The following is a 26367-nucleotide window of genomic DNA, read 5'->3' on the forward strand; positions in this document are numbered from 1 at the left end:
AGACTACACTTCCTTCCCGTAGACCTTTAACCGCTCATAATGAGTATTGCGTTGAATTGCCTGGTATCCCGCATCTTCAATGCAGCGAATAATTTCTCGTAAAGGAACACGAGTTTGCACTCCGGCCGCGCGCACAACATTCTCTTCGAGCATAGTGCTGCCAAAATCATTGGCTCCAAAGCGCAAGGCTACTTGGGCCATCTTGGCCCCTTGGGTAACCCAGGAGGCTTGAAGATTAGGAACATTATCCAACATTAAGCGCGCCACCGCAAGAGTTCGCAAATACTCTACGCCGGTACTGCCTTCTCCGCCCAATTCCGTATTCGAGGGCGCGAAACTCCAGGGGATAAAGGCGGTAAACCCTCCCGTGAGGTCCTGAGCCTCTCGCGTGTGGAGCATATGCAAGATACGTTCCTCATAGGTCTCAACATGGCCGAACATCATGGTTACCGTGGATTTCATACCCAGCCGGTGAGCCGTGGTCATCACATCCATCCACTGCTGCCATTTTATTTTGTTCGGACTAATGATTTGCCTGACGCGATCGTCGAGGATTTCTGCTCCCCCTCCAGGAATGGAATCCAGTCCGGCAGCTTTAAGGCGGCCAATGACCTCCTCTAGACTTAACTTTGACTTTTCCGCCAAATCCCAGATCTCCGGCGGACTGAAAGAATGAATATGAATATTAAAATGGGCTTTAATATCACGCAGCATCTCTTCAAAGTACTCCAGTCCTAAATCAGGATGCAATCCACCCTGAATAAGAAGCTGCGTTCCGCCCACCGCTACTGTTTCTTTTATCTTAGCATGTAAATCTTCTCTTGACAAAATAAATCCTTTAGGATCACCCGGTTTACAATAAAAAGCGCAAAACTTGCATTGGCAGGAACAGATATTAGTGTAATTAATATTTCGGTCGATAACAAAGGTAACAGCTTTATCCGGATGCATTTGATGACGGATGAGATCGGCTCCCTGCCCCAAGGATAGAAGATCGGCGTCTTGTAACAAGCGAACACCATCAGAAAGGGATAAACGTTCTCCGGCTATACGTTTCTCAATAATCTTTAAAGTCTCTAAATTCATGCCTGCTCACCCTCTCTATCCTAGTTGGTCTTCAAGACACGATAAAGAGTATCCCTTTCCACAGCATCTCTTCCGGCCTTTTGAATCATAGTAATGAGAGCGCGTTTGCTCATAACTTGACTTGTCTGCGCTCCAGCTGAATGAATGATTCGCTCTTCAACAACTGTTCCGTCAAGATCATCGACCCCAAAGGCCAGGGAAACTTGGGCCAACTTAGGTCCCAGCATAATCCAAAATGACTTAATATGATCAAAATTGTCCAAGAGAATCCTAGATACGGCTAACATTTTAAGGTCTTCAAAGCCGGTAGTGCTTTCGACTCCCAATTGCCCTTCTAATTTTGTGTTTTTCGGATAAAAGGGCATTGGAATAAAGGTTAGAAAGCCATGTGTACGATCCTGTAAATCCCGAAGCTGAAGAAGATGATCAATTCGTTCCTCGGCAGTCTCAACGTGACCGTAAAGCATGGTGGCGTTTGTGCGCATCCCTAAACTATGAGCTGTTTCTTGAATTTCCAGCCAGCGCTGCCCGGAAACTTTTTTCTCACATATTTTAGCACGGACCCGCGGTGCAAAGACTTCTGCTCCCCCTCCCGGCAGTGAATCAAGGCCCGCTGCCATCAGCTTCCGCAGAACTTCCTTGACTGAAAATCCAGTGATTTGGGTGAAATAATCCACCTCTACGGCGGTAAATGCTTGGATACAGGCCTGAGGCAAAATCCTCTTTACCCTCTGCAGCATCTCCAAATAATACTCAAAGGGGAGATCCGGGTTTAAGCCCCCGAGGATGTGAATTTCCGAAACCCCTTCTTGAGTTGCTTCTAAAGCTGCTTTTTCGATATCTTCAAGAGATAACGTAAAGGCCTGAGGATCTTCCTTTTTAACTCCATAAGCACAAAAATGGCAAAGATTCGTACAGACATTCGTGTGATTAATATGCCGGTTGACGATAAAATACGTTTTGTTGCCATTTTTTTGCTCACGTATCAGGTTAGCCATATATCCGAGAGCCAAAATGTCCCGGCTTTTCATTAGGCGGACGCCGTCTTCAAAATCCAGGCGCTTACCTTCTTCAACTTTTTGGATTAGATCATATAATTCGCTTTGCTTAAATAATGAGGTCAGTTCCTTCCCCTCCGTTTCTTAATGCAGAATAATTAAATCCAGAACTGAAAACACAAAGAGCATTACGCTCAAATAACCATTCAAATTAAAAAAAGCTACTCCGACCTTAGAGAGATCGCTGGCCGAGACAATTCGATGCTGGCGAAAGAGCAGAAACACCGCAATCCCTACACCTAAATAATAAAGCCAACTCATGGACATCACAACTCCCACCGCTATAAAGAGCAAAGGAGCCAGAACATGTAAGAATGCTGAAATTTCCAACCCTCTCTGAACCCCAAAAATCGCTGGTATTGAATTCAGCCCTTCCTTGCGGTCAAAGTCTACATCCTGACATGCGTAGACAATGTCAAAGCCCGCTACCCAAGTGACGACTCCCAATCCTAAAAGAATTGGCGTCAAAGCCCAATGTCCCGTCACCCCGATCCAGGCTCCCGCAGGAGCTAATCCCAGAGAAATCCCGAGGACAAAATGACAGGCCCAAGTAAATCGCTTGGTATAGGAATACAGGACTAAAAAAAAGACAGCGATGGGCATTAACCACAAGGCCAGCAAATTGAGTTTATAGGCAGAGTATCCCAGCAATAAAAAAGATAGCACAGTATAGCTATACACTTCCGCAACATTAAGCTGTCCGGCAGGGATCGCACGTTGAGCAGTTCTGGGATTTCGCGCATCGATGTGACGATCGATCAGGCGATTAAGAGACATTGCCGCTGTCCTCGCCCCGACCATAGCTAACGTGATCCAAAGCAATTTAAGACCTGAGGGAATTCCTCCAGAGGCTAAAAAAGCACCTAAATAGGCAAAAGGTAAGGCAAATAATGTATGCTCAAACTTAATCATTTCCAAAAAAACTTTTAATTTATGCATTGTCTACTCCATCCCTGCAATTAAACCTTAAAGCTCTGGGAGAGGTCTTCTTGCCGATAACTGTTTAACCATGAAATTATAAAGCTCACGAAGAGGCTGCAATTGAAGTTGTGTTCCCGTAGAAATTTCCGTAAGGATATCATTGGCCTTCTGAAGAATTGACTGAATAACAGGCTCTTCAAGGTGCTGCTTTGAAGCTCCCCAAGCCATACCCAGCTGTAAACCAAAAGCTTCAATCTGCTGTTGCAGCGGAAGAGAAACTGCGGCTAATTCAGCACTTAAGCGGGCTGCGCTTGCTGTCAGGGACGCACATTCCTTTTCAATAATTTTCAGCCATTCGTCTTTTGATAGCTTCTTGTCACGCGAAAGCCAGCGAGAAATCCCGCCTTCACTCATAGTTCCAATCACTTGAGCCAAGGGAGCAAGAAATTGCAGCAGCTTTTCTTGACAAAGATGCAAAAAAAACTCCCCATATAATAAATCCCCAACCAAGACCGGAAACTGACGAAGTTCTTCAGCAAGATCACTATCATCTTTCATCAACTTGTGAACTTGATTCGCCATATAAATAAACTGGATGATCTCTGCTAAGGCATCTGATTTTTCACCTTGATCTCCGCAGGATCGGCTGACTGCTAAGACGATAGCCGGGCAAACAGTTTTATCCAATTCATTCATATCTAAATGAACCAATTCTTCAAAACTTGCAGGTTTAAAATTAATTTCTTGGCGCAATCGCGCCTGTACCAAGTTCAGTTTCTCCACGAAACTGAATTCTAGCGGCATCATGTTATCGCTCCTTGTTCTCCATTCAGACATTAACCTATTACTTATTCTAGATATTTAGTAAAAGTCCTGCCCAGTTATTTATTCTTACAGATAATATGACATTATTATTCTTATTGTATGTAAAACGCCACTCGAAATATAATAGACCTTGCAACTTCTTCAGTTACAAGGTCTATCTAGTACCCTTCAGAAAGTCAAACTTTTGCTTGATATAAGTCAGAATTTCTTTATCCGCACTCGTTTTAGTCCGGAGTAAAATAAATATCCCTCCTAAATATTTACCGCTTTCTTAGGATCCTCTACAATTCCTCGCTTAATTTCTGTTGCTGTCATATGACCCGCTTTGAAATGATCCGTCAGATAATTACATGCATCCCAGGGATTGACACGGTCCCCGCAAGTAAAGACGTCAACTGCCGCATATCCAAGTTCCGGCCAAGTGTGGATGGCTAAGTGAGATTCTGATATAACAACTACCCCACTTACTCCTTGAGGACTAAACTTATGAAACGCTACCTCACGCACCTCAGCACCTGCCTCCAGGGCTGCGTCGACCATTAATGCTTCGACTTTTTCCCTATCGTTTAAAATGTCGAAACTACACCCATAAATCTCAGCCAACACATGACGTCCAAGAGAATTTGCCAATTGTGATCTTTGCCCCCTTTTCTACTAAAAACATGAAGGAATCTGAGCAAACCACATTCTTAAAATGGGTCCTCCCAAATTTCCATCAGGTTAAATTTTAGCACAAAGTTTGGTGTTGTCAATAAAAATTTATACATATTCGTGATATCCTTGAATAGTCTATAATTTTCTCGGGATAAAGTTAGTTAATGTCTATTTTCCTTCGAATTACTCTAATATTCATTACTTATCATATGTAAGGCAATTAATCTGCGCACATCGTCCACACCACTGTTTCGACAAAAACTTTTCAGACATTGTTAAACCCCTTTTTGAACTTTTATTAATTCTGCGAGAATGCAGACTGCAATCTCTTCAGGAGTTTCAGCCCCAATATTCAGGCCAATGGGGGAATAGAGTTTTTGCAGAAACGCCTTAGGTATGCCTTCCTCTTCTAATTCAGCTTTCAAAGCCTTAACTCTCCTGCGGCTGCCGATCATACCGACGTAAGCAGCCTGTTGCGTAATCACCTTTTTTAAACATACCTTATCATAACGATGACCTCGAGTAACGATAACAACATAGGTTTCCGGTGTAATCGTCAGGGAATCCAGTACTGCTGCAAAATCGTCACAAACAATACGGTCTGCCATATTAAACCGCACCGAATTAGCAAAACTTGGCCGATCATCAACAACAGTTATCTCATAACCGAGGATTTTGGCCATGGCTGCCAGAGGTAACGCAATATGCCCAGCCCCTAAAATCAACAATTCTACCGAAGAAGACGGTGGTTCAAGCAACAAGCGATAAGCGGCCTTTGACCTTGTACCATCGATAACAGTCAACTCAGAATCTAAATTCATAAGAACCGCTTTGGAATATTTGATTGTGCTTTGAGCATAAGCTAACCCTGCTTGATTAAGATTTTCCTGGCCAAGATCACCAACAACCTCTCCGGTATTACTTAGAAACAACTTTTTCCCGATCAACTGTTTCACGGGGGCTTCCAGAACCGTCATTAAGAGCGGGAAATTTTGCTTTTCTAAAGCATTAAGATAGTCCTGGTAAAACTGAATTTGTTCATTGGGACACTGGGAACCCAAATATTCAATTAAGAGTCCCATCACGCCTCCGCAGACCATCCCCTCTTCTTGGGCAATATCTGCGGTCATATTCAAAGTATGTAATTTCGTTGAACGAGATGTCAAAACATTAAGGGCTTCCCGCCGAGCTTCAGCCTCCCCGCATCCGCCGCCAATAGTTCCCACCGTTGTTCCATCAGCATAAACCAACATTTTCACTCCAGGCTTGCGCGGAGTTGAGCCTAAAACACTGCAAATTGTAACCAATGCCGCCTCAATATTTTGTTCCAATACCCTCTTTAATCCCTGGAAAACCTCTTGCTCCATTAGCTCGCCTCCCTGATCAACTTGTTATTCGTTTAAGAGCATTTTATTATTATATCAATAAATCCTTTACTATACACTGACTCATTCATCCCATCGTGAGACTCTCACTTCTTGACCTCTTCACAAGAATAGGATACCATGCAGGATGGAGACTAATGTAATGTATTGGAGGCTATCCTATGGAAAAAATCAAAGTTCAGGATGCTGTCGGTGCAGTCTTAATTCACGACATGACGGAAATCATTCCCGGAGTTGTCAAGGGTCCGCGTTTTCGCAAAGGACATATCATCCGCGAAGAAGATATCCCCGTTCTTCTCGGAATGGGGAAAGAACATATCTATGTCTGGGATCAAACACCAGGGCTCATCCATGAAAACGAAGCGGCTGAGCGCCTTGCCCGATCGGTTAGAGGCCCGGGCCTAAATCTCGATGAACCCAAAGAAGGAAAGATCAACCTTACAGCTGCCTGCGACGGACTTCTTTACGCTTCCGAAGACGGTATCTTAGCTTTAAATACCCTTGAAGACGTAGTCTTGGCCACTATCCATAATTATCAGCCGGTAAAAAAAGGAGATAAAATCGCTGGAACTCGTGTTGTTCCACTGATGATCGACGAAAAGGTGATCCTTGAAGCAGAACGAATTGCCCAAACTTTTCCTAATCCGATTCTTGAAGTTCGCCCTTTGAAGACCTTCAAGGTTGGAATTGTCACAACAGGAAGTGAAGTCTTCCATGGACGGATAAAAGACAAATTTGGTCCCGTGCTGAGAAGAAAAATCGAAAACTGGGGATCAATCGCCCTTGAACAAACATTTGCCAGCGACGATGTATCTATGATCCAAAGCGCAATCCGGGATCAACTTAAGCATGGGGCAGAGATGATTCTGGTTAGTGGGGGAATGTCTGTTGATCCTGACGATGTCACCCCCACTGCCATCAAGGAAATGGGAGCTCAGCTGATCACCTATGGCGCTCCTGTTTTACCCGGCGCCATGTTCTTGCTCGCTTATTTAGAAGATGTCCCTATTATGGGCTTACCCGGCTGCGTTATGTACTCTAAAACTACCGTATTTGATTTAGTTGCTCCCCGTATCCTTACTGGAGAACGTCTTACCCGCCTGGATATTGTCAAGCTTGGTCATGGAGGTCTTTGCCTAGAATGCCCGACCTGCACCTACCCTCGCTGCTCCTTCGGCAAGTAAAATGGTTCTTCTTAAGCTGTACAACTGTTTCCCAACTATTGATATGCACTATAATCTAAAATAATGGCCGAGGGCTGAGAAGTTCTAAGCCATTTTTTTATGTTGAATTACAATTACATATAGCGAATTATACGAATTGGCAAATTGTCTATATAGGATAACTATGGATAATAATTTATCAAGTTTGATTTTGCCTCATGCCAGTTAAAAAGCTCTTTGTTTAACTGATATTTGTTTTTAGTAGCAATTCAGAGGCAGGATGAATATCCTAAATTACTTAACATCTCTTTAAGGAGGATTGGGTATGAGGATAAAAAGCTTCCTGCAATTCTACATAAGAACTTTTCTGGCCCTTGCAGCCCCTTTTATAATTCTTACATTCTGTCGCTTGCTTCTGCAGATAGAGACGAAACTACTCATTTATGGATTTACGTTTGCCGTAACTGCCAGTTTCTTTCTCACGCTTAATTTAAGAGAAGTACCTTTCGTCGTTGAATTCGAAAAACGTCGAGAGTACCTAACTAACCTAGAAACAAAATTGGCAAAACTCGGCTTTACTAAAAAATACACTGAAGGATTCCTAACAATCTTTGAAAACAAAGACTCCTCATTTCTTAACCGAGAAATTAAAGTCTATCTATTCCGCGACACAGCTCTCATCATAACCCCTAAGAAATATCAGCCTTTTTTAGACAGAGATCATAGAACAAAGCTTTCCTTACTCTTTCGGTACTTTGCCTGATATCTCTCCTTCAGTTGACTTTTTGGCCTTAGCCTAAAAAAAGCCGAAGCAAAGTTCCCTAACCTCGCTTCGGCTTTTAGTATGGATTTATCAATCGTTAACACACTACGGCATCAGCCTGCTTGCAAGCCATAATTTGCGCACAAGGCTGCAAGTCCTCCGGAGAATCCGCTCCCGATCGCATTAAATTTCCATTCTCCCTGATGGCGGTAGAGTTCACAGACCACTAGAGCAGTCTCAACGGAAAAATCCTCTCCTAAGTCGTATCTCATGATTTCCTGGTCGTTAACCTCATTAATAACACGAACATAGGCGTTGGAAACTTGACCAAAGTTCTGACCGCGGGCAATCGCCTCGTGAATCGTTACGGTAAAGGCTATCTTCTCCACATGACTGGGCACACTTGCCAAATCAATTTTAATTTGTTCATCATCACCCTCACCTTCTCCGGTGAGGTTATCTCCTGTGTGCTGTACAGAGCCGTCTCCGCCTACGAGATTATTGTAAAATATAAAGTCTTCAATTCCCCCGGCACGACCATTTTGGTCAAGCAAAAAGGCCGAGGCATCAAGGTCAAAATCTGCTCTGCCTGAATATTTATTGGTATCCCAGCCCAGCCCCACAATAATCTTCGAAAGCCCCGGATTTCCTTTTGTTAAATCAATTTTTTGTCCTTTTTGCAAACTAATCATGCTAAACACCTCATTATTTTAGTGAATCAAACATCCAATCCAAAGTCTTTGCATAATCCAGCGAGTCCATTTTGATATCCACTGCCGATTGCGTTAAATTTCCACTCTGCACTGTTACGATAGAGTTCTCCTACTACAATGGCTGTCTCAACTGAGAAATCTTCACCAAGATCATAGCGGATGATCTCTTCGCCTGTCTCCTCGTTCAGAACACGGACATAAGAATTGGAAACTTGTCCAAAGTTCTGGCGGCGTTCCGTGGCTTCATGAATCGTAATGCCAAAGGAGATCTTAGCCACACTACTCGGTACTGCAGAGAGGTCGACTTTAATTTGCTCATCATCACCCTCTCCAACTCCGGAACGGTTATCTCCCGTATGAACTACAGAACCTTCAGGGCTTGAGGTATTATTAAAGAAAATAAAATTTTTGTCCTCGGCCACTTTTCCCTCAGCATTTAACATAAAAGCTGAAGCATCGAGATCGAAATCACTGCCGCCATCATACTTATTAACGTCCCAGCCAAGACCAACCACAATCTTTTTTAAACCAGGATTTCCTTTAGTTAAATCCACTTTCTGACCCTTTTGTAAACTGATAGCCATAGTAATATCCCCTTTCAACTATACTTATTGATAACGGCGAATAATTTCGCTTAAAGATGCGTCTCTCGTCGCTTCGCCAATAGCTGCGAATTTCCATTCTCCTGAATGGCGATAAACCTCAGCCACGATTAAACTAGTTTTCCCAGAATAGTCTTCTGTTAAATTAAAACGGCAAAGCTCTTGTTCATTACTGGAATTCACCACTCGAATGAAAGCATTGGCGATGTGCCCAAAATCCTGTCTCCGTCTGACACAGTCATAGATATTAACAACAAAAACAATTTTGTGAACTTCGCCAGGCACTCTGGATAAATCCACATGGATTTGCTCATCATCCCCTTCTCCGCCACCTGTGAGATTATCTCCGCTATGTTTAACACTTTTATCCACACTTTGAAGATTCCCAAAATAAACCAAGCGGTCTTTAGATGTGAGCTTATCGTTGGCATCCAGCAGCAGGGCCGAAGCGTCGCAATCAATCTCCGCAGGCTTGCTTCCTAAGAGATTACCTAAAAAGCCTCCCGACTTTGTCTTTGCGACTTCATCCCATCCCAAACCAACCATGATTTTCGCCAATCCCGGATTTCCTTTTGTCAGATCAATCTTTTGTCCTTTTTGTAAGTTTATAACAGCCATGACTCATCCTCCATTCCAAATTTAGGATATTTTACTTTCCTTATCATTGTCTTTAGGATTATTTTTGCCAACCAGCGACTTGATGAAATGTAAGAGAAATGTGCTAAAAAATACGACAACTAAAATCACAAAAAATATCGAATCAGGGACAATATAACCGAACACAGAGGCCATCATTTTTAAACCGATGAGACAGATCAAAATATAGGCCGTTGTTTCAAGTTCAGGGAACTTCTCAATTAAAATGAGGAAGATTCGGGCAACTCCCCGCATCATTAGAATCCCAAAAATTGCCCCGAGAAATAGTACCCAAACTTTTCCGCTTACCCCGAAAGCAGCTAAAACACTATCAACGCTAAAAGCAATATCCATCATTTCTACCTGAAGGACAGTACCCCAAAAGCTTTTTGACTTTCCTTCAACAGGAGCGTCTTCTTCCTCACTGTTAAAGAAGAAATACTTCGCCGACATCCAGAGCAAGTATAGAGCTCCTATCATCTTAATCCAACGGATCTGAACCAGATAGACTCCAAAACCAATGGCTAAAAAGCGAAAGAGATAAGCACCCCATATGCCATAGAAGAGAGCTTTCTTTTGCTGTCGCTTGGGTAATTCCCGCACGATAACAGCTAAGACGAGAGCATTATCGGCCGATAAAAGCCCTTCCAAGATAATTAGGGAACCGATAATCCCAAGGCTTACAGGGTCTGAGATAGTCGCCAGCAAAGCGTGGAGTGAGAAAAATTGAGCATAACTTTGCGATATCCCCTGAAAAAACGTTGAAACCGAATCCAATTCGAACCACTCCTATTGTCACAAGTTTATTATCGTTTAAAAATTTGTTTTTTTAATTCAATTAGCGTTTTCTATGCCCTAGGTTTCTAGCTTGATAGTATCATAAGAAAGAAGAGCAAAACACAGATTTTGGGATGTTCACATAACTTTCACATTTTCCCTCCATTATGTTATTTTAACCATTACTTTAACACAAGAATACAATTTTAGCCAATATATCTTACAATGTTTTCCACATTTCATTGTACTTTATATGGATACAATATACAACTTCCTACAAAGCGAGTATTCTCTGAACGTTTTGTAAAATTTCTTCCGCAGCACTTATTCCGCTTGTCGTAGTAAATTGGATTCCTTTTGTGTCAATTCTTTTTGTTGCAAACACCCCAGTTTGAGATTGCAAATACAGTTCACCGTGAGACGGTGCATAAGCTGCATCAGCTTTTTGCAGCAATTCAAGATCTAAGAGGGAATCTCCAGCTGCCACAAGAGTACTTAGGCCTTCTTTTTCCTGAAGATATTGAATGGCAGACTTTTTACTGACATGGCGCGGAATGAGATAAAGCTTTCTCCCTTGGAGCGAAAGATTCCAATGCATCTTGCCGGCCCAAAGGGCAAATTCCTCCAATTCAGGAAGAGGGATTTTGCTGCGATCAACAATACAATAATAGAAAAGATTATCAGCCAGTTTGTCTGAGTCTTTGAGTACCCAGGAAGGATGAGATATTTCCCGGAACCTTCTGAGCAAATCCCGAGCCTCGGCACAATAATCCCATCCCGCTAGTACCTGTATTTCCCAGCCTTTATCTTCACAGCCTTCTTTTATTATGGTTCCGCCATTACTCGTCACTGCATATCGGGGATATATTCCATAACCTTGGAAATTAACCCGAGAATATTGTAGCTTCGTCCTCGTGGTAACAGGTACGAAGAGAATCTGCCGGGATATTTCTTTTAAAAGCTTGAGAGCGCTTGGAGACATATATGAAATATCTTGATTATCTAACTGTTCAACGGATAAAAAAGTATCGGCCTGGAGAGAAGGAATTATGGAACGGCGAGAATAAATTAAAGTTTGGTCAAGATCGCTGGCAAATAAAACAGATTTCGTCATGGCAATTGTTTAATGATGCCGCAGCAGGCATAGGTCAATTCCGGAAATACTTCAACAGAAACTTGTCTATCCTTGGCCAGCAGTTGAATATGTTTCAAGTTTGGATTATCGGGATTGTTGACCAAGATTCTTTCAGGCAGCCGTCGTAAAAGCACTCGCGTTGTTTCCCCAAGGCCGGGTTTAATCAGATTAATATCTCCGATTCCATAGGCTTTTTGAATCAACTCTAAATCCTTCTGACCTTTCCAGGTTACCTCAGGTTTCTCCGGACGCAGATTCCATAAGTCTTCACTGTCGAGTCGTTTAAATTGTTCTGAGACGGTATCGACAAAAAGACTCGAAACATTTTCGGCCTCCAGTTCTCGATAATATCTCGCTCCATGGAAATCCCGTTCTCCTATTAAATCCTTTCTTAATACTGTTCTGCTGATCAGACCTGAGACCGTAGCGTTCAAGCAAGCACTCGGAATGAGAAAATCTTCTCGAGTCCCAAAAGTTTTTACGCAATGCCCTGGGTCCGTGAGAACGGCTAAATCACTATCGAGCTTGTATCCATACTTCTGTTCAAAGTTCAAACAAGCTTCCTGGAGGGTCTTGGTTATGGCTCCTTTTCCAGTCCAGCCGTCGATAAACTGAAGTTTATAGTTAGGGTGTTGTTGGAGTATATAGGCAATTGCATTCTCATCCATCCCCCTCCCGCGGATAATCGAAATACTGTAGTGCGGAAGGGTTAAATTGCGTTTTTCAAGCAGATAACGTTTAATTAACACCCCAATCGGCGTTCCGGCACGTGCTAAGGACACAAGGACCGTTTGAGGCCCATTTCTGTGCAGAATTTGTTCAGAAACAATCCCCACTGCTTCAGCAACTTTAGAGGAGCTCTCGCGCAATGATTGATGGAAAAGCCGGAGATAGTCTTCTCCGGGTTGGTATTCAATAGGCAGCATTTCCGAATAATGTCCCCCAGATTGAATCAAACGCTCCCGGGTTTTTAAATCTGTTTCCTGAATCAGACCATTGAGGTTTTTTAAGAGAAAAATGACATCCTGTGGACTATAACTTCCCATAGGCAAAGGATCAGGGATTGGCTGCCGGGGGATTCTTATAGGCACTCAAAAATCTCCTTTCTGGCGAAGAACTACCAATAACGAATACAGCGCGGAAAATACCCTTAGCTTGAGCTATTTGCTGGAGAGGGTATAACCTTTCAGGACGAACTTCCCTTTCCATAAAAAAATAGACTTCATCATAATAATTTTCCGGCAAATTATAGATATAATTGATAATTCCCGGATCCTCAGGGCATGGGAAGCTGCATCCGTTTTGAATTGCGTAATCGGTTCCGGCTTGAGAATAAATAGGGCTTCTCGTCGTAGAATGGAAGCTTACGCCCTCTCCCATGTAAGTAGAGATCAACATCGGAAAATACATAAATTCTCCGGTTCCCAAACAAAGTGTCTTTGTTCCTTGGCGCAAAAGTTTTAGCTTTCCGCCGATTTTACGCGCCAAGGAGATACTCTTCTGATGGTTACTCCACGACAGGCCGAACCTTCCCGTCAGTCTGAGATAAGGCGTTTTATTCAGCCAGCCGCTGGAATCCTGAGAGTAAACAGCTGCAAGCTCCGACTCAGCAAACGGATAGTATTGTGAGATTAAGTGACGTTCAGGCAATGGTTTTCCCTCTTCTTGTGACAGCTGTCCAAAAATACGAGGTTCCCAAGAAGGATTAACATTAGCACTTTGTCCTTTTGTCGAATCACTATACTTAAATTCCCCTCCCATTAGGGATAAGGCTTGGATTTTTGTACCCAGTTCTAATTCCACCTGTTTAAACCTTGCCCGATGTTCCGCTGATCTCCAGTCCAATAAAGAAAGAATTACATAATTCTTCTTCGGGTATTGACGATGAATAGCCCGAATAATATTAAGGACAGTATTTCCTGTCGTCAGCTCGTCATCAATAAAGACGATTCTAGAGGCCGTTTTTAGGTCAGTGCTGTTCATGAAGTAACAGCGGTGATTAACTGCATGGGAATGCTCTTCACGAAAATCGAGCTCAGATTTCAGGCAAGGAATTTCTTCCCGTGTCGTATGAAGGTAACAAGCATTGTCAAAGAGACTGAAAACAGAGTGTCCCAAAGCCGTTGCCGTTTCCGCAAAGCCGATAAACAAGGTTTTCTCAGGAGAGGCCATAAGAGGTTTTTGGATTAATAGTTCAAAAACCTCAAGCATCTGTTGTTTAGTCTTTAGGGCCTGAATTATCGCCGCGTAGCAAGGGTGCTCGATACCTAAAAGCACCTTAGCGTATTGAACAGCCAGAGCAGCGCCCGCCAGGAGCGGCAATAAGGGATTAACAGGAATATGTTTGCCGAGGACCTTACTGACAAATAAAAACCTTCGCCGCTTATTTTTTCTCAACGCTACGGCAAACAAAGCATCTGGGTCCAAATCAAATGGGTTGCTTTGAAGACAGATTTCTAAACTAAGCTCTTCTGCCTTATAGTGATACATCTTGGGTAAGTAAGCCGACAAAATTCTGTTGTTCATGAAATACTCCATAATTTTTTGCTCGAAGTAAAATTTTCTGTGCCCACTGATAATGCGGCTTGGGTTCATTCATTTTATTGGTATAGTGGCTCTTGATGACACCTTGCTGACCATAGGCCTGTTCTAAAATAGCCAAGGCATCCAGATACTCTTCATGACCTACCACATATAGTGATTGAACAGGGATCAGATGACTGGGATGAATAATTGTTTTGCCGATAATTCCGTTTTCCTTATCTAAAATAACCTCACGCATTAAGCCGTCCACATACTTGTTTAAGAGCTGACCGCGAACCTTAGTGCCAGGAATGCCTTGATGTGTCTTTTGAAACTCTTCAAAAGGGCTTTTACGCAGCAGAGGTTTTAAAACTCGGCCTTCGCCCGTAAAATATTCCCACACAGGCCCGGAAACTACATAACCGCTCTCTGCACGGCCGAAAAAATTGAGAATATCGGCAATACAATCACGAATGACTGTGATATCGTAAATGGTTACATCAGGCCCCCGCCGAATCCCAAAAAGGCCGGAAAAGTCTGTTGCTCCTATCCGCACATTTAAAATATAATCCTGATACAAATCAAGAAGCCTTTTGATTTCTAACAATTCGCGGCTCCGAGTTTCGCGATAAATAACTTGAGGAGTTTCGATAATCGGCATCCCATAGAACCGGTCAGAAGATTGATGGTTCAGGTCTCGAAGGATTTCGAGGTAACGAAAGCTATCGGAAGAGAATTTCGAAAAAACAAAACCAGTTATCAATTTCGAAAACTCTTCCAGCCTATTAAAAAGTCTAAGCATCTGATCAGGATCACGAACTCGAATAAAAATCAAAGGAAGATCTTCGTTGGATAACTCCCCTTCTTCGATCGCCAAAGCAAGTCTCTGCACTTGAGCAGTCAGGTTTTCTTCGGCAAAAGGTACTTCCGCGTCTCCTATGGAATCTTCCAAACAAAATACGGTTGAAGCCAAACCAAGATTCTTTTTTATAATAATATCCTGAGCAATGGTTTCTCGCGTCCCAGGCATATAAAGCGTCCCGCCAAGGGCAAATGCCAGGGCAGAACGCGGGGTGTATTTATCGAAAGGCTCCGGCGCTTTAAAAAATGTCATATCCAGACTCTCGCGTGCTAGATAATTAAAATGTCTCACCTTGTCCCCCTAACTAACTATCTCTAATCCTTCCTCCATAACCCAGAGTATCTGACCCGAAGGATCAGTTTTCATCCTTGCCAATGATGCCGCATCAGCGACACGGATATCTTATTAATGAATTCTAGCTCACTATTTTAAATCCCTTCTTTTGGCAAGCTCAATTTTTCCTCTTCTCAAGTAAAATTCCTAATTCTATCCAGTGAACTCAATTTCTTCTACTCAATTTGAAGAATTAAGTTCATGAAATTCGCATAAAAAGTCGCCAATTGATGAATTCTTATTAACAATTGATAAATTGCCTTTGCAAAGATGGCAGATCGTAATTCCGGAAGTAAACTAAGAAAACATAGGAGATATTATGGACCCAAAATTACTGACTCGGTTTAAGGAATTTTATACCCTGGAAACGTTTCAAGTTGCCTATTATCAAGAACAAATTAATGCCTCAACCGATGAATACTATTGCTATGCCTTTGAAAAGATGGCCCAAATCGAAAGCGGTCATGTCGCATTTTTTGCCGAGGAGCTTGATAAGGCAAATGTGGAATTACCCGTGATCAAGGGGCCAGTGTTTAAACTTGCAGGCACTCTTCTGGGAGACGTAGTTCGTGCATCAGGTTCACATAACACCTGCAAGTTTGGAGTAGCTTTAGAGAATAAAGCCGTAGAAACATATCAGGCGTTTATTCATGAATGTATTGATAAGAAGTATGCAATTCTGCGCCGAAATCTCATGGAATATCGCCTCGATGAAGAATTCCATAGTCTTTGGCTCCAGAGTTATATGAAAAATCATCCGAATTGATTAAAAAACAAGAGCTTCCGACAAGCTGCCTCTGGAAAATCGCTTGGAAAAGAGTAGGGCACTATCAACTTCTGCAGAACTCCCTTTAAGAATTAGATCTGCTAAAATACGCCCAATCGCTGGGGCATGCATAAATCCATGGCCACTTAAGCCACTGGCTGCGAAAAAGCCTCTAAGCTCAGGGACTTCGCCGAGAATCGGATGGAAATCGCCAGTTTGTTCGCGAATTCCTGTATAGGTCCGCAGCCATTTAATATTCAGGGCAGAAGGAATGGCCTCCATTGCCGCCAAAAAAAAGTCTTCTGCCAAGGATTTGTCGATAGTCTCTTTCATGCCTGGCCGTGTATCGTTATCGGTTCCCCCTAGTAATATTGTCTTCCCGCTGGCTTCCTGATGGAGATAAAAGCCGGAGGCCAAATCAACAATCAATGGAGCCGCTGGCGGCACGTCCTTAGGATTAGTACAAACGTATACTTGGCGACGAAAGGGCTGAACGGGCAGCTTTATTCCGGCAGTCGCGGCCAGCCCAGCTGCAAAAGGACCGGAGGCATTCACAACCTTAGGACTGCAAATCGTGCCTTTTGTGGTTTTAACACCTTGAATTGAATCACCTTGAGTAATAATTTTGGTAACTTCCTGTTCAAAACTGACGGTAACTCCTCGTCGGCGCACCCAAGCATAGAGAGCAGCCAAGACGGCATAGGGGTCTGCATAGGCGTCCCACTTGCCAAGTGTCCCCCCCAGATAGCGGCCTTGCTGCAAATATGGGAAATTTTCCTCCAAGTCTGCTTGAGAAAACAAGTTAACTGGAATTCCCTCTATTTTAGCTTGTTCTGCAGTATTTTTCAGATCACTCCAAATCGATTCCTGAGAAGCCAACATTAAGTATCCTCGTTCCCGGTACCAACAAGGGACATCAAATACCGTTTCGAAATTGAGGAAAAAATCCCGGCTTTGGAGACTCAGGTGCCGGAGAAGCGGGCTCGTGAATTGATAGCGAATGCCTCCGGTACAGGTACCGGTTGAACCCAAGCCCAGTAATTTTTCTTTTTCTAAAACAATAATTGAACATTGCGGATCAAGCTTTAAAATATGATAAGCAATGCTTAAGCCGATAATGCCGGCACCAATTATAATCACGTCCGGGTTCGGCTGTTTACTGTTTTGGTTCATTGATATCTCAACCACCTTTAACATATATTAAGTGTTTTTAGTTCATTTTTATCCAATCGTAAGACTCCCACTTCAATAAGTGGGAGTAAATCGCATATCTTGCTTCGGTGGGGGGAGCGCTCACTCTATTTTTCAAAATTATTAGCGCACTTTTTCCAGACGGTTCTTATAGATATAGTTCGGCAAGTTAACCCTCTCTTCCTGCGACAGAGATGCCGAATTTTTCGAATTATCATGATAAATCATTTCTAGTTTCTGAATCAGTACGGATGGCGCGGACAAAAAAATATAAGCCCTGTCCGCAGACAGAGGCTTATAAAGAGCATACAGTGATCTACCTTACACCTTTATAGATAGCTTAATACCTAAAAATGATCTTGCGACCATCATCAAGCAGGTCACAACCTATAAAAATGGTTCGTTCGACTATACAAGATATCTATCCAACCCTATACAACCTTACGGCTGCATATGACCAGTCAATTCATAGCTAAGCAAGTTTCCTTGTATATCTATGAAAAAAAGTCAACACCCAGTATAATCTTAGCTCGACCTTTTATAATAAGTTGGAACCCTATAACAATCAATAATAAACAAGTAAAATCGACTGCCATAAAGCTTTTCCCCACCATAAAAGATCTTCCCGCCGACAATAGACAAGCGTTTTATCACCTGAAAATTATCTTTGGCCGACCCATATAAATCCGTAGAGAACCTATATGAATCTTGGCTCGACCACTGTATACCCTTGATACTATAGTGCTCAATTCCAAAATAACTATACATAAATTTGTCTTTATTTTAATCTTTTTTTCAAAGTTTATGTTCCTTCAAGAGTGTATAAAATCCGTGCCTCAGATGATAAGCATCATCTCAGGACAATCGTTAGATGATTTATCCGGTTTTATCTTTAAGGTTCATACACTTTCCGAACGTTATAAAAGGTATCTCGTTCAACAGCTGTTAAGCCAACTTCATTAATCATACGAATCAGTTCTTGTTCAGTTTGTTCTTGCGGGCTTGAGGAACCGGCAGTGTGGTAAATTTTTTCCTCCCGAACTACTCCATCCAGATCGTTGGCGCCAAAATTGAGGCACATCTGCGCAAGCTGTAAACCGGAAGATACCCAATAGGCTTTAATATATTTAAAGTTATCCAGGATTAGGCGTGCTGCGGCAATAACCTTTAACGTCCGCACAGCACTGGCCTGGGGCAAATAGTCAAACTTTGTATTTTGGGGATGGAAGGCCGTGGGAATTAAGGCGTAAAAGCCGCCGGTTTCATCCTGGAGCTCACGTAGAGCCAGAAGGTGATCAATTAACTCTTCATCCGTTTCAATTATTCCAAAGAGCATATTCGCATTTGTGGGTATCCCTAATTGATGAGCAACCCGATGAATCTCTAACCAACGCTCAGCGCTTAATTTACCCGGGCAGATAATATCACGCACACGCTGACTAAAGTTTTCGGCTCCCCCGCCGGTAACAAAACGGAGACCAACCTGTGCTAAGGTTTTAAGAATAGTTTCCACGGGAACTCCCTCTATTTGAGCGAAGTAATCGTATTCGGCGGCAGTAAATGCCTTGATGCTGACTTGGGGTACGCTTTCCTGGACTTTTTTCAGCATTTCTACATAGTAAGAGAAAGGCAGTTCAGGATGAATTCCTCCTACCATATGAATTTCATTAGCACCCAAGGCAGCAAAATGTTTGGCACGCTCCACAACCTGTTCAATACTCATGGTATAAGCACCTTTTTCATCTAAATCTTTACCAAAGGCACAGAAACCGCAGCGCACTTTACAAACATTGCTATAGTTAATATGGGCATTATTATTGAAATAAACTTGATCGCCAACTTTAGCATGACGTACCTCATTCGCTAAGTAACCTAACCCGGCGAGGTTGTTTGTTTGCAATAGACTTACACCATCAACGCGATCCAAACGTTTTCCCTCATTCAGTTTCTCGTATATATCGTCCAATCCGGACAGAACAGAGCGAAATTGCACTTAAATTCCTTCTTTCAGCACTCTACTAGACCAGCAAAAAAGCAGGTTAAAGAAAAATTAATCGAGCTTATTACCACCCGATCAAAATCATCATAGAACCGTTATAATTGTATCGCTTACAGAATTGTATTGTCAAATCGTGCATGTTACCTATGCTCGATATAACCCCTGTTAAACCATAACTTATTTTTAATTTAAAAATTTATTCCAGTCAGTATCTCTTTAAGCTTTTCAAGTTCCTCTTTAGTCAATGTAACACCCTTTCCCATCTTCGTATGATCCGGCGACCATTCTCGCAGATCATACTTTGGGGTCTTATCGTTCCAGCTAACAAGATTGAGTTCTTTTTTCCAGCCTTTCGGTGATTCCGCTAGAACCCCGATTATCTCTTTGATTTCGAATTTGATATCCGCCATTTCATTACCTCCATCTCAACAAATGATAATACTTAACTTATCCAACCCTAAGACTTCCACTTCTAGCATCCATCCTTCAGCGCGATAGCATTTGTTATAGGCTTGGCGCTTTGGCTAAACGAATTCACTTCCATTATCTGAATTACCCAGTATTTTTACATTATACCTGACGCACATCATTTATAGAAGAAAAAAGAGCCTTTTAAGGCTCTAGAATTGTTTTAGTAAACACTTATCATCACTCATTCGTTGACAATAATTAAACATCTTTCTGCCATTGGTATTAGGAATTTCCACATAACATTCGCTACATTTATGAACTGTTTTTAATATTTTATCCTTATCCCTTTCGTCTCTAATTTCTTTCCAAACGTCAATAAGGACATCTTTATTTACTAGTTCGCAGTGCATTAGTAAATCCCTCCTTTCCTCATATTTATTTCGGCAGGAGGAAAGAAATTCCTTTATTTATCTTGGGAATTTTTAAATAATCAACCGATTACTTGTAGTTCTTTGGGATAATGATTAAGAACCTCACAGCCGTCCTTAGTGACCATCACAAGGTCTTCAATTCTAACGCCAAACTCCCCAGGTAAGTAAATTCCCGGTTCAACGGAAAAAATCATCCCAACCTCAAGGGGGATCTCTGAGGCAAGACTTACATCAGGAGGCTCGTGACATTCAAGTCCGATTCCATGACCAAGACGATGGGTAAAGTACTTACCATAACCGCCCTTAATAATTATATCTCTCGCTGTTTTATCGATTTCTGAGAGCAATACTCCTGGCTTTATTCTGGAAATAGCAGTTTCATTAGCAAGTCTCACAAGGTCATAAACCTGACGTTGCTGATCAGAAACTGTTTTATAAAAAAACGTCCTTGTCATATCACACCAATAGTGGTTTAAAGGAGTAAATATATCAAAGATCACACTGTCGCCTGCTTGGAGAACCGTACTGTCACTATTATGGTGGGGGTCCGCACCGTTTGCACCAAAGCAAACGATTTGGGTCCCTTCACAATCAGCCCCATTTTGCAAAAAAAACTTATTTACTTGCGAAGCAAGATAGTTCTCTGTCACTCCATCGTCAAGTAGAGAAATAATCGATCCCATAACTTGATCATTGATGCGAGAATTATCACGCATGAGCACAATTTCAGGTTCATCTTTCATCATTCTCGCCAGATCTACAGGTACGGAGCCGTGAACAGGCATAATATCCTTCCTCAGCTCCATTAACCCGATTAAGAACTTGCTGTACCAGAACTTGTCAATTCCCAATTTTCCCGGTTTGACTGTTTTGGCAAGATCTTTGACAGGATTATCGCTGTCAGTATGACAAACCAGAGGTAAATCAGGCGTACTGTTCAGCCCAAAAATTTCATTGCCAAACAGGACAGCTTTGCCTGAATCATCCAGATATAGGGCAATCATACGTTCATGAGGCTCAACCCAATAGCCAGTCAAGTAATAGAGGGAGGCTGTCGACGACACAACGATCTGTGTGAGCCCCTTCTTTTTCATAGTATCAATAACTCCATTAATACGTTGCTTTTTCATTCTTCTCGTCTCTCCAGTTTAATAAATTTACCTTCTTAGGTCTCTCAACCATTTCTCATACCCCTTGTGCCGATAGGGCTATTGGGTGATTCAAGTTAGAGGCTGATCTTTGAGGAGCTGAATTTAGGAATTGCATATCTGGAAGTTAGACCATTTCTTTCAGCAGCTTCAAATAAAGCTCATGTTTCGTACTATTATAGCAAACAAACAGTACCTTAGTAATTGTATCATTATTCTTCAGAAAACGTTGAACTTCATCGATAGCTATCTCCGCAGTTTTTTGGAGATAGCTATAAACCCCAGTGCGAATTCATCCGCTTCGGATTCGGTCGCTAACTTTACTCCTCGAATAGTTTCCGCAAATAAAGTTCTCGATTAGTCATAAAACCTTTCGTAATTTGATAATGAGACGTATTTTCATAGTCTGTCTCGGTGATCGGTGAGGTATCGAAATCGAGAATCTGTGCTCCTGGGTAAGCTAAGATTATTGGAGAGTGGGTAGCAATTATAAACTGCGATTGACCGTCTCGTTCTAATTCTTTGATGATACTCAAAAAACTCAATTGACGAATCGGGGAAAGAGCCGCCTCAGGTTCATCCAATAAATATATACCTCTTTTACCAAACCTATTAGAAAATACAGACAGGAATGACTCCCCGTGTGATTGGGCGTGGAGAGATTTGCCTCCGTAAGGTTCATATGCCTCTGGACCGAGACTATCAATATGTGAGGCAAAATTATACAAACTTTCTGCTCTGAGAAAAAAACCATTTGCGATTTTCGGTGCCCAGGAAAGTCTGATAAAGTCGCCTAAGGCCGTTTCCGAAGCTGGCATCTCATAAACGTTATTCCTGCCTCCCCCAGCTGTGTTAAATTCACATTTATAAGCGATGGCTTCCATTAACGTTGACTTGCCCGTACCATTCTCACCAACAAAAAACGTCACATTGCTATTAAAATCAATAGATTCTAATCCTCTAAGTGCAGGTATGGAAAATGGATAGGCCTGTTCATCTGATATCCGATCACTTAAGAACGTTAATTTCCTCAAGAACATCCTTCAATCTCCTAACTCCATGACACAGATACTTCAATGCAAAGCGCCGCTGTCTAATATTGATTGATACATCATTTTACTACTTGTTGCTGATATTTAACAGTATAACAATCTCAAATTTAAAGTAGCCGATTGACAATTCACTGTAAACAAAACCACTCTTTCAATTGATTAATTACAGTTAAAATTGTAGCTTCCATAAAAAATATATCGCTATGCAGTGCTCCTTCAATAAAATTAAGTCTCGTGTCTACATGTGAAAGTTTTTGACATGCTTCCCTGATCTCAGGAACATCCCGTGAACCAAAAATTATTGACGATCGCTGTCTACCGTTTGGTTCCCATATAGGAAGCCTTTTCAGAATCTCAAAGACCTTTTCAGGAGAATCCAACCGTACTCTATAATTCCTTAAATCTTTGAGTACTTTTCGAGTTGTTTCACTATAGTCTTGACTAAGCGCCGGGGAAATTCCAATCGCAAAATCTGCCCCGCTTAATAGAGATAGACGACCGCCTAAGGAATGCCCGATAGCGGCCACTTTTCCAAAGCGACGGCAATGATTGACTGCTGCTTGTACATCCAAAAAAATCCCCTGCTCAAAATTGAGCACATTCTCTCCATGTCCATGCAGATCAATAGCACAAGTTACTAACCCTAGTTCTGCAGCTCGCCAGGCAAGTCCTAATTGTTCCTCCTTACATCCGCCATAACCGTGAACAATTACTGCTGCTGCACCACAGGGCTTAGATGGGATATTTATGATACTGGGAATCTTAACTCCATTGTATTGAATTATTTGTCGTTCGGTGAACATTTCTTGACCATCCTTCTTAAAACCTTTTTAACCAGTCTAAAATTCTATCCACTGTCTCCATATATCTTTGGCCGATCAATAAACCTGTGTGAGTTTTATTACAAAGGCCTATATACTCTGCCTTAATCTGCTCAGCGGTCGCCCTGCCTCTTTTCTCATCATCATCACTATTCACTGCTTTAATCACAAGGCTGGGGCAAGAAATCAAACTACCGTTTATCGAAATTCCTCCATTCGCAGTGAAAGGAAATATAGCATTTCTCGCCTTTGAGGATTCCATTGCCAAATATTTCTTTTGAAAAGCAATGTCATCAGCTGACTCATCAATACTAAAATACTCTTCACGGGCTGGGGCAGGTTCAACAATTTCCGATATAATACTGAGCGGTTCTGTGTAGGGTGCTATTTCATAGACTTCTTTACTTATACTTGTATCTATTAGCACTAAACCGGCAAATGTTATTGTTTCGGCTAACTTTTGACAAAGGATTCCTCCCATGCTGAATCCAATGATTATTGGAGGTTCAGCACATTGAGGAGTTATCTCTTTAATATCATCCATATAATCCCTGTAGGTTACCTTCGTCATATCCAACACCCTGCTCTTATAGTGACTCCTCATGTTCATCACATAACATTTCCACCCTTCTCTAACAAAATGCGGAATGAATTTGCTCCACATCCAGCTTCCGGTGTATGCACCATGAACAAAAAGTAGAGGGGGCCTTTTTGTAGTAAATGAAAGTGCTTCATCTTCATAAATCTCTAAGAATAAGTCGTTTTCTCCAACATATTTTTCGCTATGATTAGGTAATGTTTTAATAAAATCTATCATCATTCATCACTCCATTTTAGTTTGACATCAAACTATTTTCTTAAAAAAATTTATAAGTTCCTATAAATTTTGTTCAAAATTCTTACTAGCTCCTCCTTTTCGCTTTCTGAAATGTCAAAATATAAGGCGTTTAATACCTCCCTTGATATTGCATTGAATATGGATTTTAATTCACTCCCTTTTGATGTTAAAGTCACATAAACAACCCTTGTATCTACTGTGTCTCTTTCTTTTGTCACATAGCCAAATCTGACCAGCTTATCAACAAGTGTCGTAACTGTAGACTTGTCCCTGCCAATCTTCCCCGCAATCTCCGCCATAGTTAATCTAGAGTTCTTAAATAGGGCATTGATGATATCACCATGTGAAGTTACGATACCTTCAACCCCATATTTTGTCATCTCTGATACAATAAACCTGTTTGCCTTTTCCCTGATCTTGGAGATTAAGGATACAACATCGTTTGTATTCATACGCATATTATAGTTTGATATCAAACTAATGTCAAGGAACTGCAAAATTAATGCTTATTATTCATTCCAATACTTCCGGTGGAATTTTAATTAGTATAATGCCTTAACGCTCAATTAACTTTGCCAATTGGGCAAGTTTAAAAATCGTTTTCCAGTTCCGTGTAGTAGTCAAGACATTAAGTTTATATAGATTATTAGCAAGCTTAGAGTTACGAATACTATTATAAAACAGAAGATAAACATCTCGGCCAATAATCTTGAATTGATCAGTTTGGCTTTTATAATCATTCAATTGCTGGATTCCTTCTTCCGAAGGAGGCTGAATTAGTAAACCGATATAAAGGCTCTCAGCCTTTGATGCCGACTGAGCTTCCCTTGCTTCTTCCTCCGAGAAGGGACAGTTATTGATAATCTCTTCTAATTCCATTGACGTTCTTAAAATAACCGGAATAGAAAAACCGAATGCCTCTTCAAGCTTGTCTTCAATCAGCTGACGTAACTGTTTCTCTTCTTGATTAGACTCAAATAGGACATTCCCACTTTGAATATAAGTCTGTACCTTTTTAAGGCCCATATTCTCAAAAACAAGTTTCAAATCAGCCATTTTTATTCTATTCTTCCCACCTACGTTGATACCGCGCAATAGTGCGACGTAGATAGTCATTTTTGCTCACTCTTCTTTCAAAATAAATTATCTGTTCCATCCCTACTTGCTCTCAAAAGATCAACAACTACTCTATCTTCTGCTCTATCTGCATCAGAAATACTGTTAAGCATTCGACACTTGGCAGCAGAAAACAAAGAAGTATGACCACTGCTAAGCAACTTCAAACCTTGGATAACCTAATTGACCAATAAGTTTTCTTAAGGTCAATTAGGTACCCTGTAAACAACATATTCTCAAGATTTGCCTTTAGAAGATTCAACCTACATCTGCCGTAAGGCAGTTATGATTTACAATTAGACAACAGTTTTAATCCTGTTCAGTTAAAACCAAAGGACCATTTTTAGTAATAGCAATTGTATGCTCATACTGAGCCGATAAACTACCGTCGGCTGTCCGTGCTGTCCATCCGTTTTCATCGATTGTCAGATTATAGGCGCCAATATTAATCATCGGTTCGATGGTGAAAACCATCCCTTCTGAAAGCTTAACGCCTCTGTTGGGGTTTCCGTAATGGAGCACTTGCGGATCTTCATGCATTTTTTGGCCTATACCATGCCCTGTAAAATCACGCACTACAGAAAAACTATAAGACTCGGCATGAGTTTGAATTGCGTGTGAAATATCACCAAGCCGGTTACCAATTATAGCTTTCTCAATACCGATGTAAAGGCACTCTTTCGTCACTTTAAGAAGCTTGTCAGCTTTTTCGGAAATTTGCCCCACCGGATAAGACCATGCGGAATCAGCTAACCATCCATTGAGATTAACAACCATGTCAATAGTGACAATATCGCCTTCCTGGAGAGGAGTCTGAGTTGGAAACCCGTGGCAAATTTCATCGTTAACCGAAGCACAAGTCGCGAAAGGATATCCCTTGTACCCCTTTTGCTCAGCCTTCGCCCCGTGAGAATTAATAAAGTGATCTGCAAAGTGATCGATTTCCATAGTAGTTATACCCGGACGAATAATCTCCCGGAGCTCCCTGTGACAGGCAGTCAATATTTTACCCGCTTGAGCCATCAGCTCAATTTGCTGCGGGGTTTTCATGATAATCAATTTAATACTCCTCCTAATTTATCACACATTTGCTAGTTTCTTTTGAGCCAACTCAATCTGCTCCGTATATAGTTTACAACGGTTCGCCATTTTTCGTAA

Annotated in this window: 28 protein-coding genes; 3 read left to right on the top strand and 25 right to left on the bottom strand. The window is 41.7% G+C overall.

All coding sequences use genetic code 11. The annotated features are described in order from the left end of the window. Positions 1–3: 3 nt before the first annotated feature. The 6 genes from mqnC to B5771_RS22120 form a co-directional block, all read right to left on the bottom strand. The gene (gene mqnC, locus B5771_RS22095) at positions 4–1086 is read right to left on the bottom strand and encodes a cyclic dehypoxanthinyl futalosine synthase (protein WP_088189459.1); all 1083 of its coding nucleotides are present in this window, start codon (positions 1084–1086) and stop codon (positions 4–6) included. A gap of 20 nt (positions 1087–1106) precedes the next feature. Beyond that, positions 1107–2210: an aminofutalosine synthase MqnE gene (gene mqnE / locus B5771_RS22100; RefSeq protein ID WP_088189460.1), complete on the bottom strand. Its 1104-nt coding sequence runs from the start codon at positions 2208–2210 to the stop codon at positions 1107–1109. An 18-nt stretch (positions 2211–2228) separates the two neighbouring features. Continuing rightward, positions 2229–3083 carry a UbiA-like polyprenyltransferase gene (locus B5771_RS22105; protein WP_088189461.1) on the bottom strand — a complete coding sequence of 285 codons (855 nt, stop codon included), beginning with the start codon at positions 3081–3083 and terminating at the stop codon, positions 2229–2231. A 27-nt stretch (positions 3084–3110) separates the two neighbouring features. Next, entirely contained in the window at positions 3111–3872 is a 762-nt protein-coding gene (locus tag B5771_RS22110) for a polyprenyl synthetase family protein (protein ID WP_088189462.1), read from the bottom strand. A 270-nt stretch (positions 3873–4142) separates the two neighbouring features. Next, complete coding sequence (gene speD, locus B5771_RS22115; protein WP_047809365.1) at positions 4143–4520, bottom strand: adenosylmethionine decarboxylase; 378 nt, start codon at positions 4518–4520, stop codon at positions 4143–4145. 299 nt (positions 4521–4819) lie between these two features. Then, positions 4820–5911 (bottom strand): XdhC/CoxI family protein, encoded by a 1092-nt coding sequence (locus tag B5771_RS22120; RefSeq protein WP_088189463.1) that lies wholly within the window; start codon positions 5909–5911, stop codon positions 4820–4822. Between the two features lie 179 nt (positions 5912–6090). Here B5771_RS22120 and B5771_RS22125 point away from each other — a divergent pair, with 179 nt between their 5' ends. Further along, positions 6091–7113, top strand: a complete 1023-nt coding sequence (locus B5771_RS22125; protein WP_088189464.1) for a molybdopterin-binding protein — start codon at positions 6091–6093, stop codon at positions 7111–7113. Positions 7114–7417: 304 nt separating this feature from the next. After that, on the top strand, positions 7418–7855 hold the full coding sequence (locus B5771_RS22130) for a hypothetical protein (protein WP_088189465.1): 438 nt from the start codon (positions 7418–7420) through the stop codon (positions 7853–7855). A gap of 113 nt (positions 7856–7968) precedes the next feature. Here the strand turns inward: B5771_RS22130 and B5771_RS22135 are convergent, their stop codons facing one another. The 8 genes from B5771_RS22135 to B5771_RS22170 form a co-directional block, all read right to left on the bottom strand. Further along, a complete protein-coding gene (locus B5771_RS22135; RefSeq protein WP_047809361.1) occupies positions 7969–8547 on the bottom strand; it encodes a TerD family protein in 579 nt (192 codons plus the stop codon). Between the two features lie 26 nt (positions 8548–8573). Then, complete coding sequence (locus B5771_RS22140) at positions 8574–9152, bottom strand: TerD family protein (protein ID WP_088189466.1); 579 nt, start codon at positions 9150–9152, stop codon at positions 8574–8576. A gap of 24 nt (positions 9153–9176) precedes the next feature. Then, the gene (locus tag B5771_RS22145) at positions 9177–9788 is read right to left on the bottom strand and encodes a TerD family protein (RefSeq protein WP_047809359.1); all 612 of its coding nucleotides are present in this window, start codon (positions 9786–9788) and stop codon (positions 9177–9179) included. 21 nt (positions 9789–9809) lie between these two features. Then, positions 9810–10583 carry a TerC family protein gene (locus tag B5771_RS22150; protein ID WP_088189467.1) on the bottom strand — a complete coding sequence of 258 codons (774 nt, stop codon included), beginning with the start codon at positions 10581–10583 and terminating at the stop codon, positions 9810–9812. A 274-nt stretch (positions 10584–10857) separates the two neighbouring features. Then, the gene (locus B5771_RS22155) at positions 10858–11697 is read right to left on the bottom strand and encodes an HAD family hydrolase (RefSeq protein ID WP_088189468.1); all 840 of its coding nucleotides are present in this window, start codon (positions 11695–11697) and stop codon (positions 10858–10860) included. Then, positions 11694–12809 carry a cysteine protease StiP family protein gene (locus B5771_RS22160; RefSeq protein WP_242966937.1) on the bottom strand — a complete coding sequence of 372 codons (1116 nt, stop codon included), beginning with the start codon at positions 12807–12809 and terminating at the stop codon, positions 11694–11696. The genes B5771_RS22155 and B5771_RS22160 overlap by 4 nt, the downstream gene beginning before the upstream one ends. After that, on the bottom strand, positions 12775–14244 hold the full coding sequence (locus tag B5771_RS22165) for a phosphoribosyltransferase family protein (protein ID WP_088189469.1): 1470 nt from the start codon (positions 14242–14244) through the stop codon (positions 12775–12777). The genes B5771_RS22160 and B5771_RS22165 overlap by 35 nt, the downstream gene beginning before the upstream one ends. Then, a complete protein-coding gene (locus B5771_RS22170) occupies positions 14195–15394 on the bottom strand; it encodes an HpcH/HpaI aldolase/citrate lyase family protein (RefSeq protein WP_088189470.1) in 1200 nt (399 codons plus the stop codon). Before B5771_RS22170 ends, B5771_RS22165 begins: the two co-directional genes overlap by 50 nt. 361 nt (positions 15395–15755) lie before the next feature. Here B5771_RS22170 and B5771_RS22175 point away from each other — a divergent pair, with 361 nt between their 5' ends. Then, on the top strand, positions 15756–16202 hold the full coding sequence (locus B5771_RS22175; RefSeq protein WP_047809354.1) for a demethoxyubiquinone hydroxylase family protein: 447 nt from the start codon (positions 15756–15758) through the stop codon (positions 16200–16202). Here B5771_RS22175 and B5771_RS22180 read toward each other — a convergent pair whose 3' ends face one another. The 11 genes from B5771_RS22180 to map all read right to left on the bottom strand — a co-directional run bounded on the left by B5771_RS22180 (position 16203) and on the right by map (position 26268). Then, positions 16203–17375 (bottom strand): FAD-binding oxidoreductase, encoded by a 1173-nt coding sequence (locus B5771_RS22180; RefSeq protein WP_088189471.1) that lies wholly within the window; start codon positions 17373–17375, stop codon positions 16203–16205. 910 nt (positions 17376–18285) lie between these two features. Further along, complete coding sequence (mqnE, locus tag B5771_RS22185) at positions 18286–19386, bottom strand: aminofutalosine synthase MqnE (protein ID WP_088189472.1); 1101 nt, start codon at positions 19384–19386, stop codon at positions 18286–18288. 194 nt (positions 19387–19580) lie between these two features. Continuing rightward, positions 19581–19802 carry a PC4/YdbC family ssDNA-binding protein gene (locus B5771_RS22190; RefSeq protein WP_088189473.1) on the bottom strand — a complete coding sequence of 74 codons (222 nt, stop codon included), beginning with the start codon at positions 19800–19802 and terminating at the stop codon, positions 19581–19583. 210 nt (positions 19803–20012) lie between these two features. Next, positions 20013–20213 (bottom strand): hypothetical protein, encoded by a 201-nt coding sequence (locus B5771_RS22195; RefSeq protein ID WP_088189474.1) that lies wholly within the window; start codon positions 20211–20213, stop codon positions 20013–20015. An 80-nt stretch (positions 20214–20293) separates the two neighbouring features. Continuing rightward, positions 20294–21364, bottom strand: a complete 1071-nt coding sequence (locus B5771_RS22200; RefSeq protein WP_088189475.1) for a Xaa-Pro peptidase family protein — start codon at positions 21362–21364, stop codon at positions 20294–20296. A 338-nt stretch (positions 21365–21702) separates the two neighbouring features. Next, positions 21703–22422 (bottom strand): AAA family ATPase, encoded by a 720-nt coding sequence (locus B5771_RS22205; RefSeq protein WP_088189476.1) that lies wholly within the window; start codon positions 22420–22422, stop codon positions 21703–21705. A gap of 140 nt (positions 22423–22562) precedes the next feature. Beyond that, positions 22563–23237 (bottom strand): alpha/beta fold hydrolase, encoded by a 675-nt coding sequence (locus B5771_RS22210; protein WP_088189477.1) that lies wholly within the window; start codon positions 23235–23237, stop codon positions 22563–22565. Between the two features lie 16 nt (positions 23238–23253). Then, complete coding sequence (locus B5771_RS22215) at positions 23254–24072, bottom strand: alpha/beta hydrolase family protein (RefSeq protein WP_088189478.1); 819 nt, start codon at positions 24070–24072, stop codon at positions 23254–23256. Between the two features lie 50 nt (positions 24073–24122). Next, positions 24123–24545, bottom strand: a complete 423-nt coding sequence (locus B5771_RS22220) for a MarR family transcriptional regulator (RefSeq protein ID WP_088189722.1) — start codon at positions 24543–24545, stop codon at positions 24123–24125. Between the two features lie 103 nt (positions 24546–24648). After that, positions 24649–25209: a DUF1697 domain-containing protein gene (locus B5771_RS22225; RefSeq protein WP_088189479.1), complete on the bottom strand. Its 561-nt coding sequence runs from the start codon at positions 25207–25209 to the stop codon at positions 24649–24651. Positions 25210–25518: 309 nt separating this feature from the next. Continuing rightward, on the bottom strand, positions 25519–26268 hold the full coding sequence (gene map, locus B5771_RS22230; RefSeq protein ID WP_088189480.1) for a type I methionyl aminopeptidase: 750 nt from the start codon (positions 26266–26268) through the stop codon (positions 25519–25521). Between the last annotated feature and the right edge of the window lie 99 nt (positions 26269–26367).

It is taken from the genome of Desulfosporosinus sp. FKA (assembly GCF_002196785.1).
Lineage (GTDB): Bacteria > Bacillota > Desulfitobacteriia > Desulfitobacteriales > Desulfitobacteriaceae > Desulfosporosinus > Desulfosporosinus acididurans.

What these genes read in the sequence shown, in the direction of transcription:
- mqnC (WP_088189459.1), bottom strand. Translation starts at nt 1,086, where the DNA reads ATGAATTTAGAGACTTTAAAGATTATTGAGAAACGTATAGCCGGAGAA.
- B5771_RS22105 (WP_088189461.1), bottom strand. Translation starts at nt 3,083, where the DNA reads ATGCATAAATTAAAAGTTTTTTTGGAAATGATTAAGTTTGAGCATACA.
- B5771_RS22110 (WP_088189462.1), bottom strand. Translation starts at nt 3,872, where the DNA reads ATGATGCCGCTAGAATTCAGTTTCGTGGAGAAACTGAACTTGGTACAG.
- B5771_RS22120 (WP_088189463.1), bottom strand. Translation starts at nt 5,911, where the DNA reads ATGGAGCAAGAGGTTTTCCAGGGATTAAAGAGGGTATTGGAACAAAAT.
- B5771_RS22125 (WP_088189464.1), top strand. Translation starts at nt 6,091, where the DNA reads ATGGAAAAAATCAAAGTTCAGGATGCTGTCGGTGCAGTCTTAATTCAC.
- B5771_RS22130 (WP_088189465.1), top strand. Translation starts at nt 7,418, where the DNA reads ATGAGGATAAAAAGCTTCCTGCAATTCTACATAAGAACTTTTCTGGCC.
- B5771_RS22135 (WP_047809361.1), bottom strand. Translation starts at nt 8,547, where the DNA reads ATGATTAGTTTGCAAAAAGGACAAAAAATTGATTTAACAAAAGGAAAT.
- B5771_RS22140 (WP_088189466.1), bottom strand. Translation starts at nt 9,152, where the DNA reads ATGGCTATCAGTTTACAAAAGGGTCAGAAAGTGGATTTAACTAAAGGA.
- B5771_RS22145 (WP_047809359.1), bottom strand. Translation starts at nt 9,788, where the DNA reads ATGGCTGTTATAAACTTACAAAAAGGACAAAAGATTGATCTGACAAAA.
- B5771_RS22155 (WP_088189468.1), bottom strand. Translation starts at nt 11,697, where the DNA reads ATGACGAAATCTGTTTTATTTGCCAGCGATCTTGACCAAACTTTAATT.
- B5771_RS22165 (WP_088189469.1), bottom strand. Translation starts at nt 14,244, where the DNA reads ATGAACAACAGAATTTTGTCGGCTTACTTACCCAAGATGTATCACTAT.
- B5771_RS22175 (WP_047809354.1), top strand. Translation starts at nt 15,756, where the DNA reads ATGGACCCAAAATTACTGACTCGGTTTAAGGAATTTTATACCCTGGAA.
- B5771_RS22180 (WP_088189471.1), bottom strand. Translation starts at nt 17,375, where the DNA reads ATGAACCAAAACAGTAAACAGCCGAACCCGGACGTGATTATAATTGGT.
- B5771_RS22190 (WP_088189473.1), bottom strand. Translation starts at nt 19,802, where the DNA reads ATGGCGGATATCAAATTCGAAATCAAAGAGATAATCGGGGTTCTAGCG.
- B5771_RS22195 (WP_088189474.1), bottom strand. Translation starts at nt 20,213, where the DNA reads ATGCACTGCGAACTAGTAAATAAAGATGTCCTTATTGACGTTTGGAAA.
- B5771_RS22200 (WP_088189475.1), bottom strand. Translation starts at nt 21,364, where the DNA reads ATGAAAAAGCAACGTATTAATGGAGTTATTGATACTATGAAAAAGAAG.
- B5771_RS22205 (WP_088189476.1), bottom strand. Translation starts at nt 22,422, where the DNA reads ATGTTCTTGAGGAAATTAACGTTCTTAAGTGATCGGATATCAGATGAA.
- B5771_RS22210 (WP_088189477.1), bottom strand. Translation starts at nt 23,237, where the DNA reads ATGTTCACCGAACGACAAATAATTCAATACAATGGAGTTAAGATTCCC.
- B5771_RS22215 (WP_088189478.1), bottom strand. Translation starts at nt 24,072, where the DNA reads ATGATAGATTTTATTAAAACATTACCTAATCATAGCGAAAAATATGTT.
- B5771_RS22220 (WP_088189722.1), bottom strand. Translation starts at nt 24,545, where the DNA reads ATGAATACAAACGATGTTGTATCCTTAATCTCCAAGATCAGGGAAAAG.
- B5771_RS22225 (WP_088189479.1), bottom strand. Translation starts at nt 25,209, where the DNA reads ATGACTATCTACGTCGCACTATTGCGCGGTATCAACGTAGGTGGGAAG.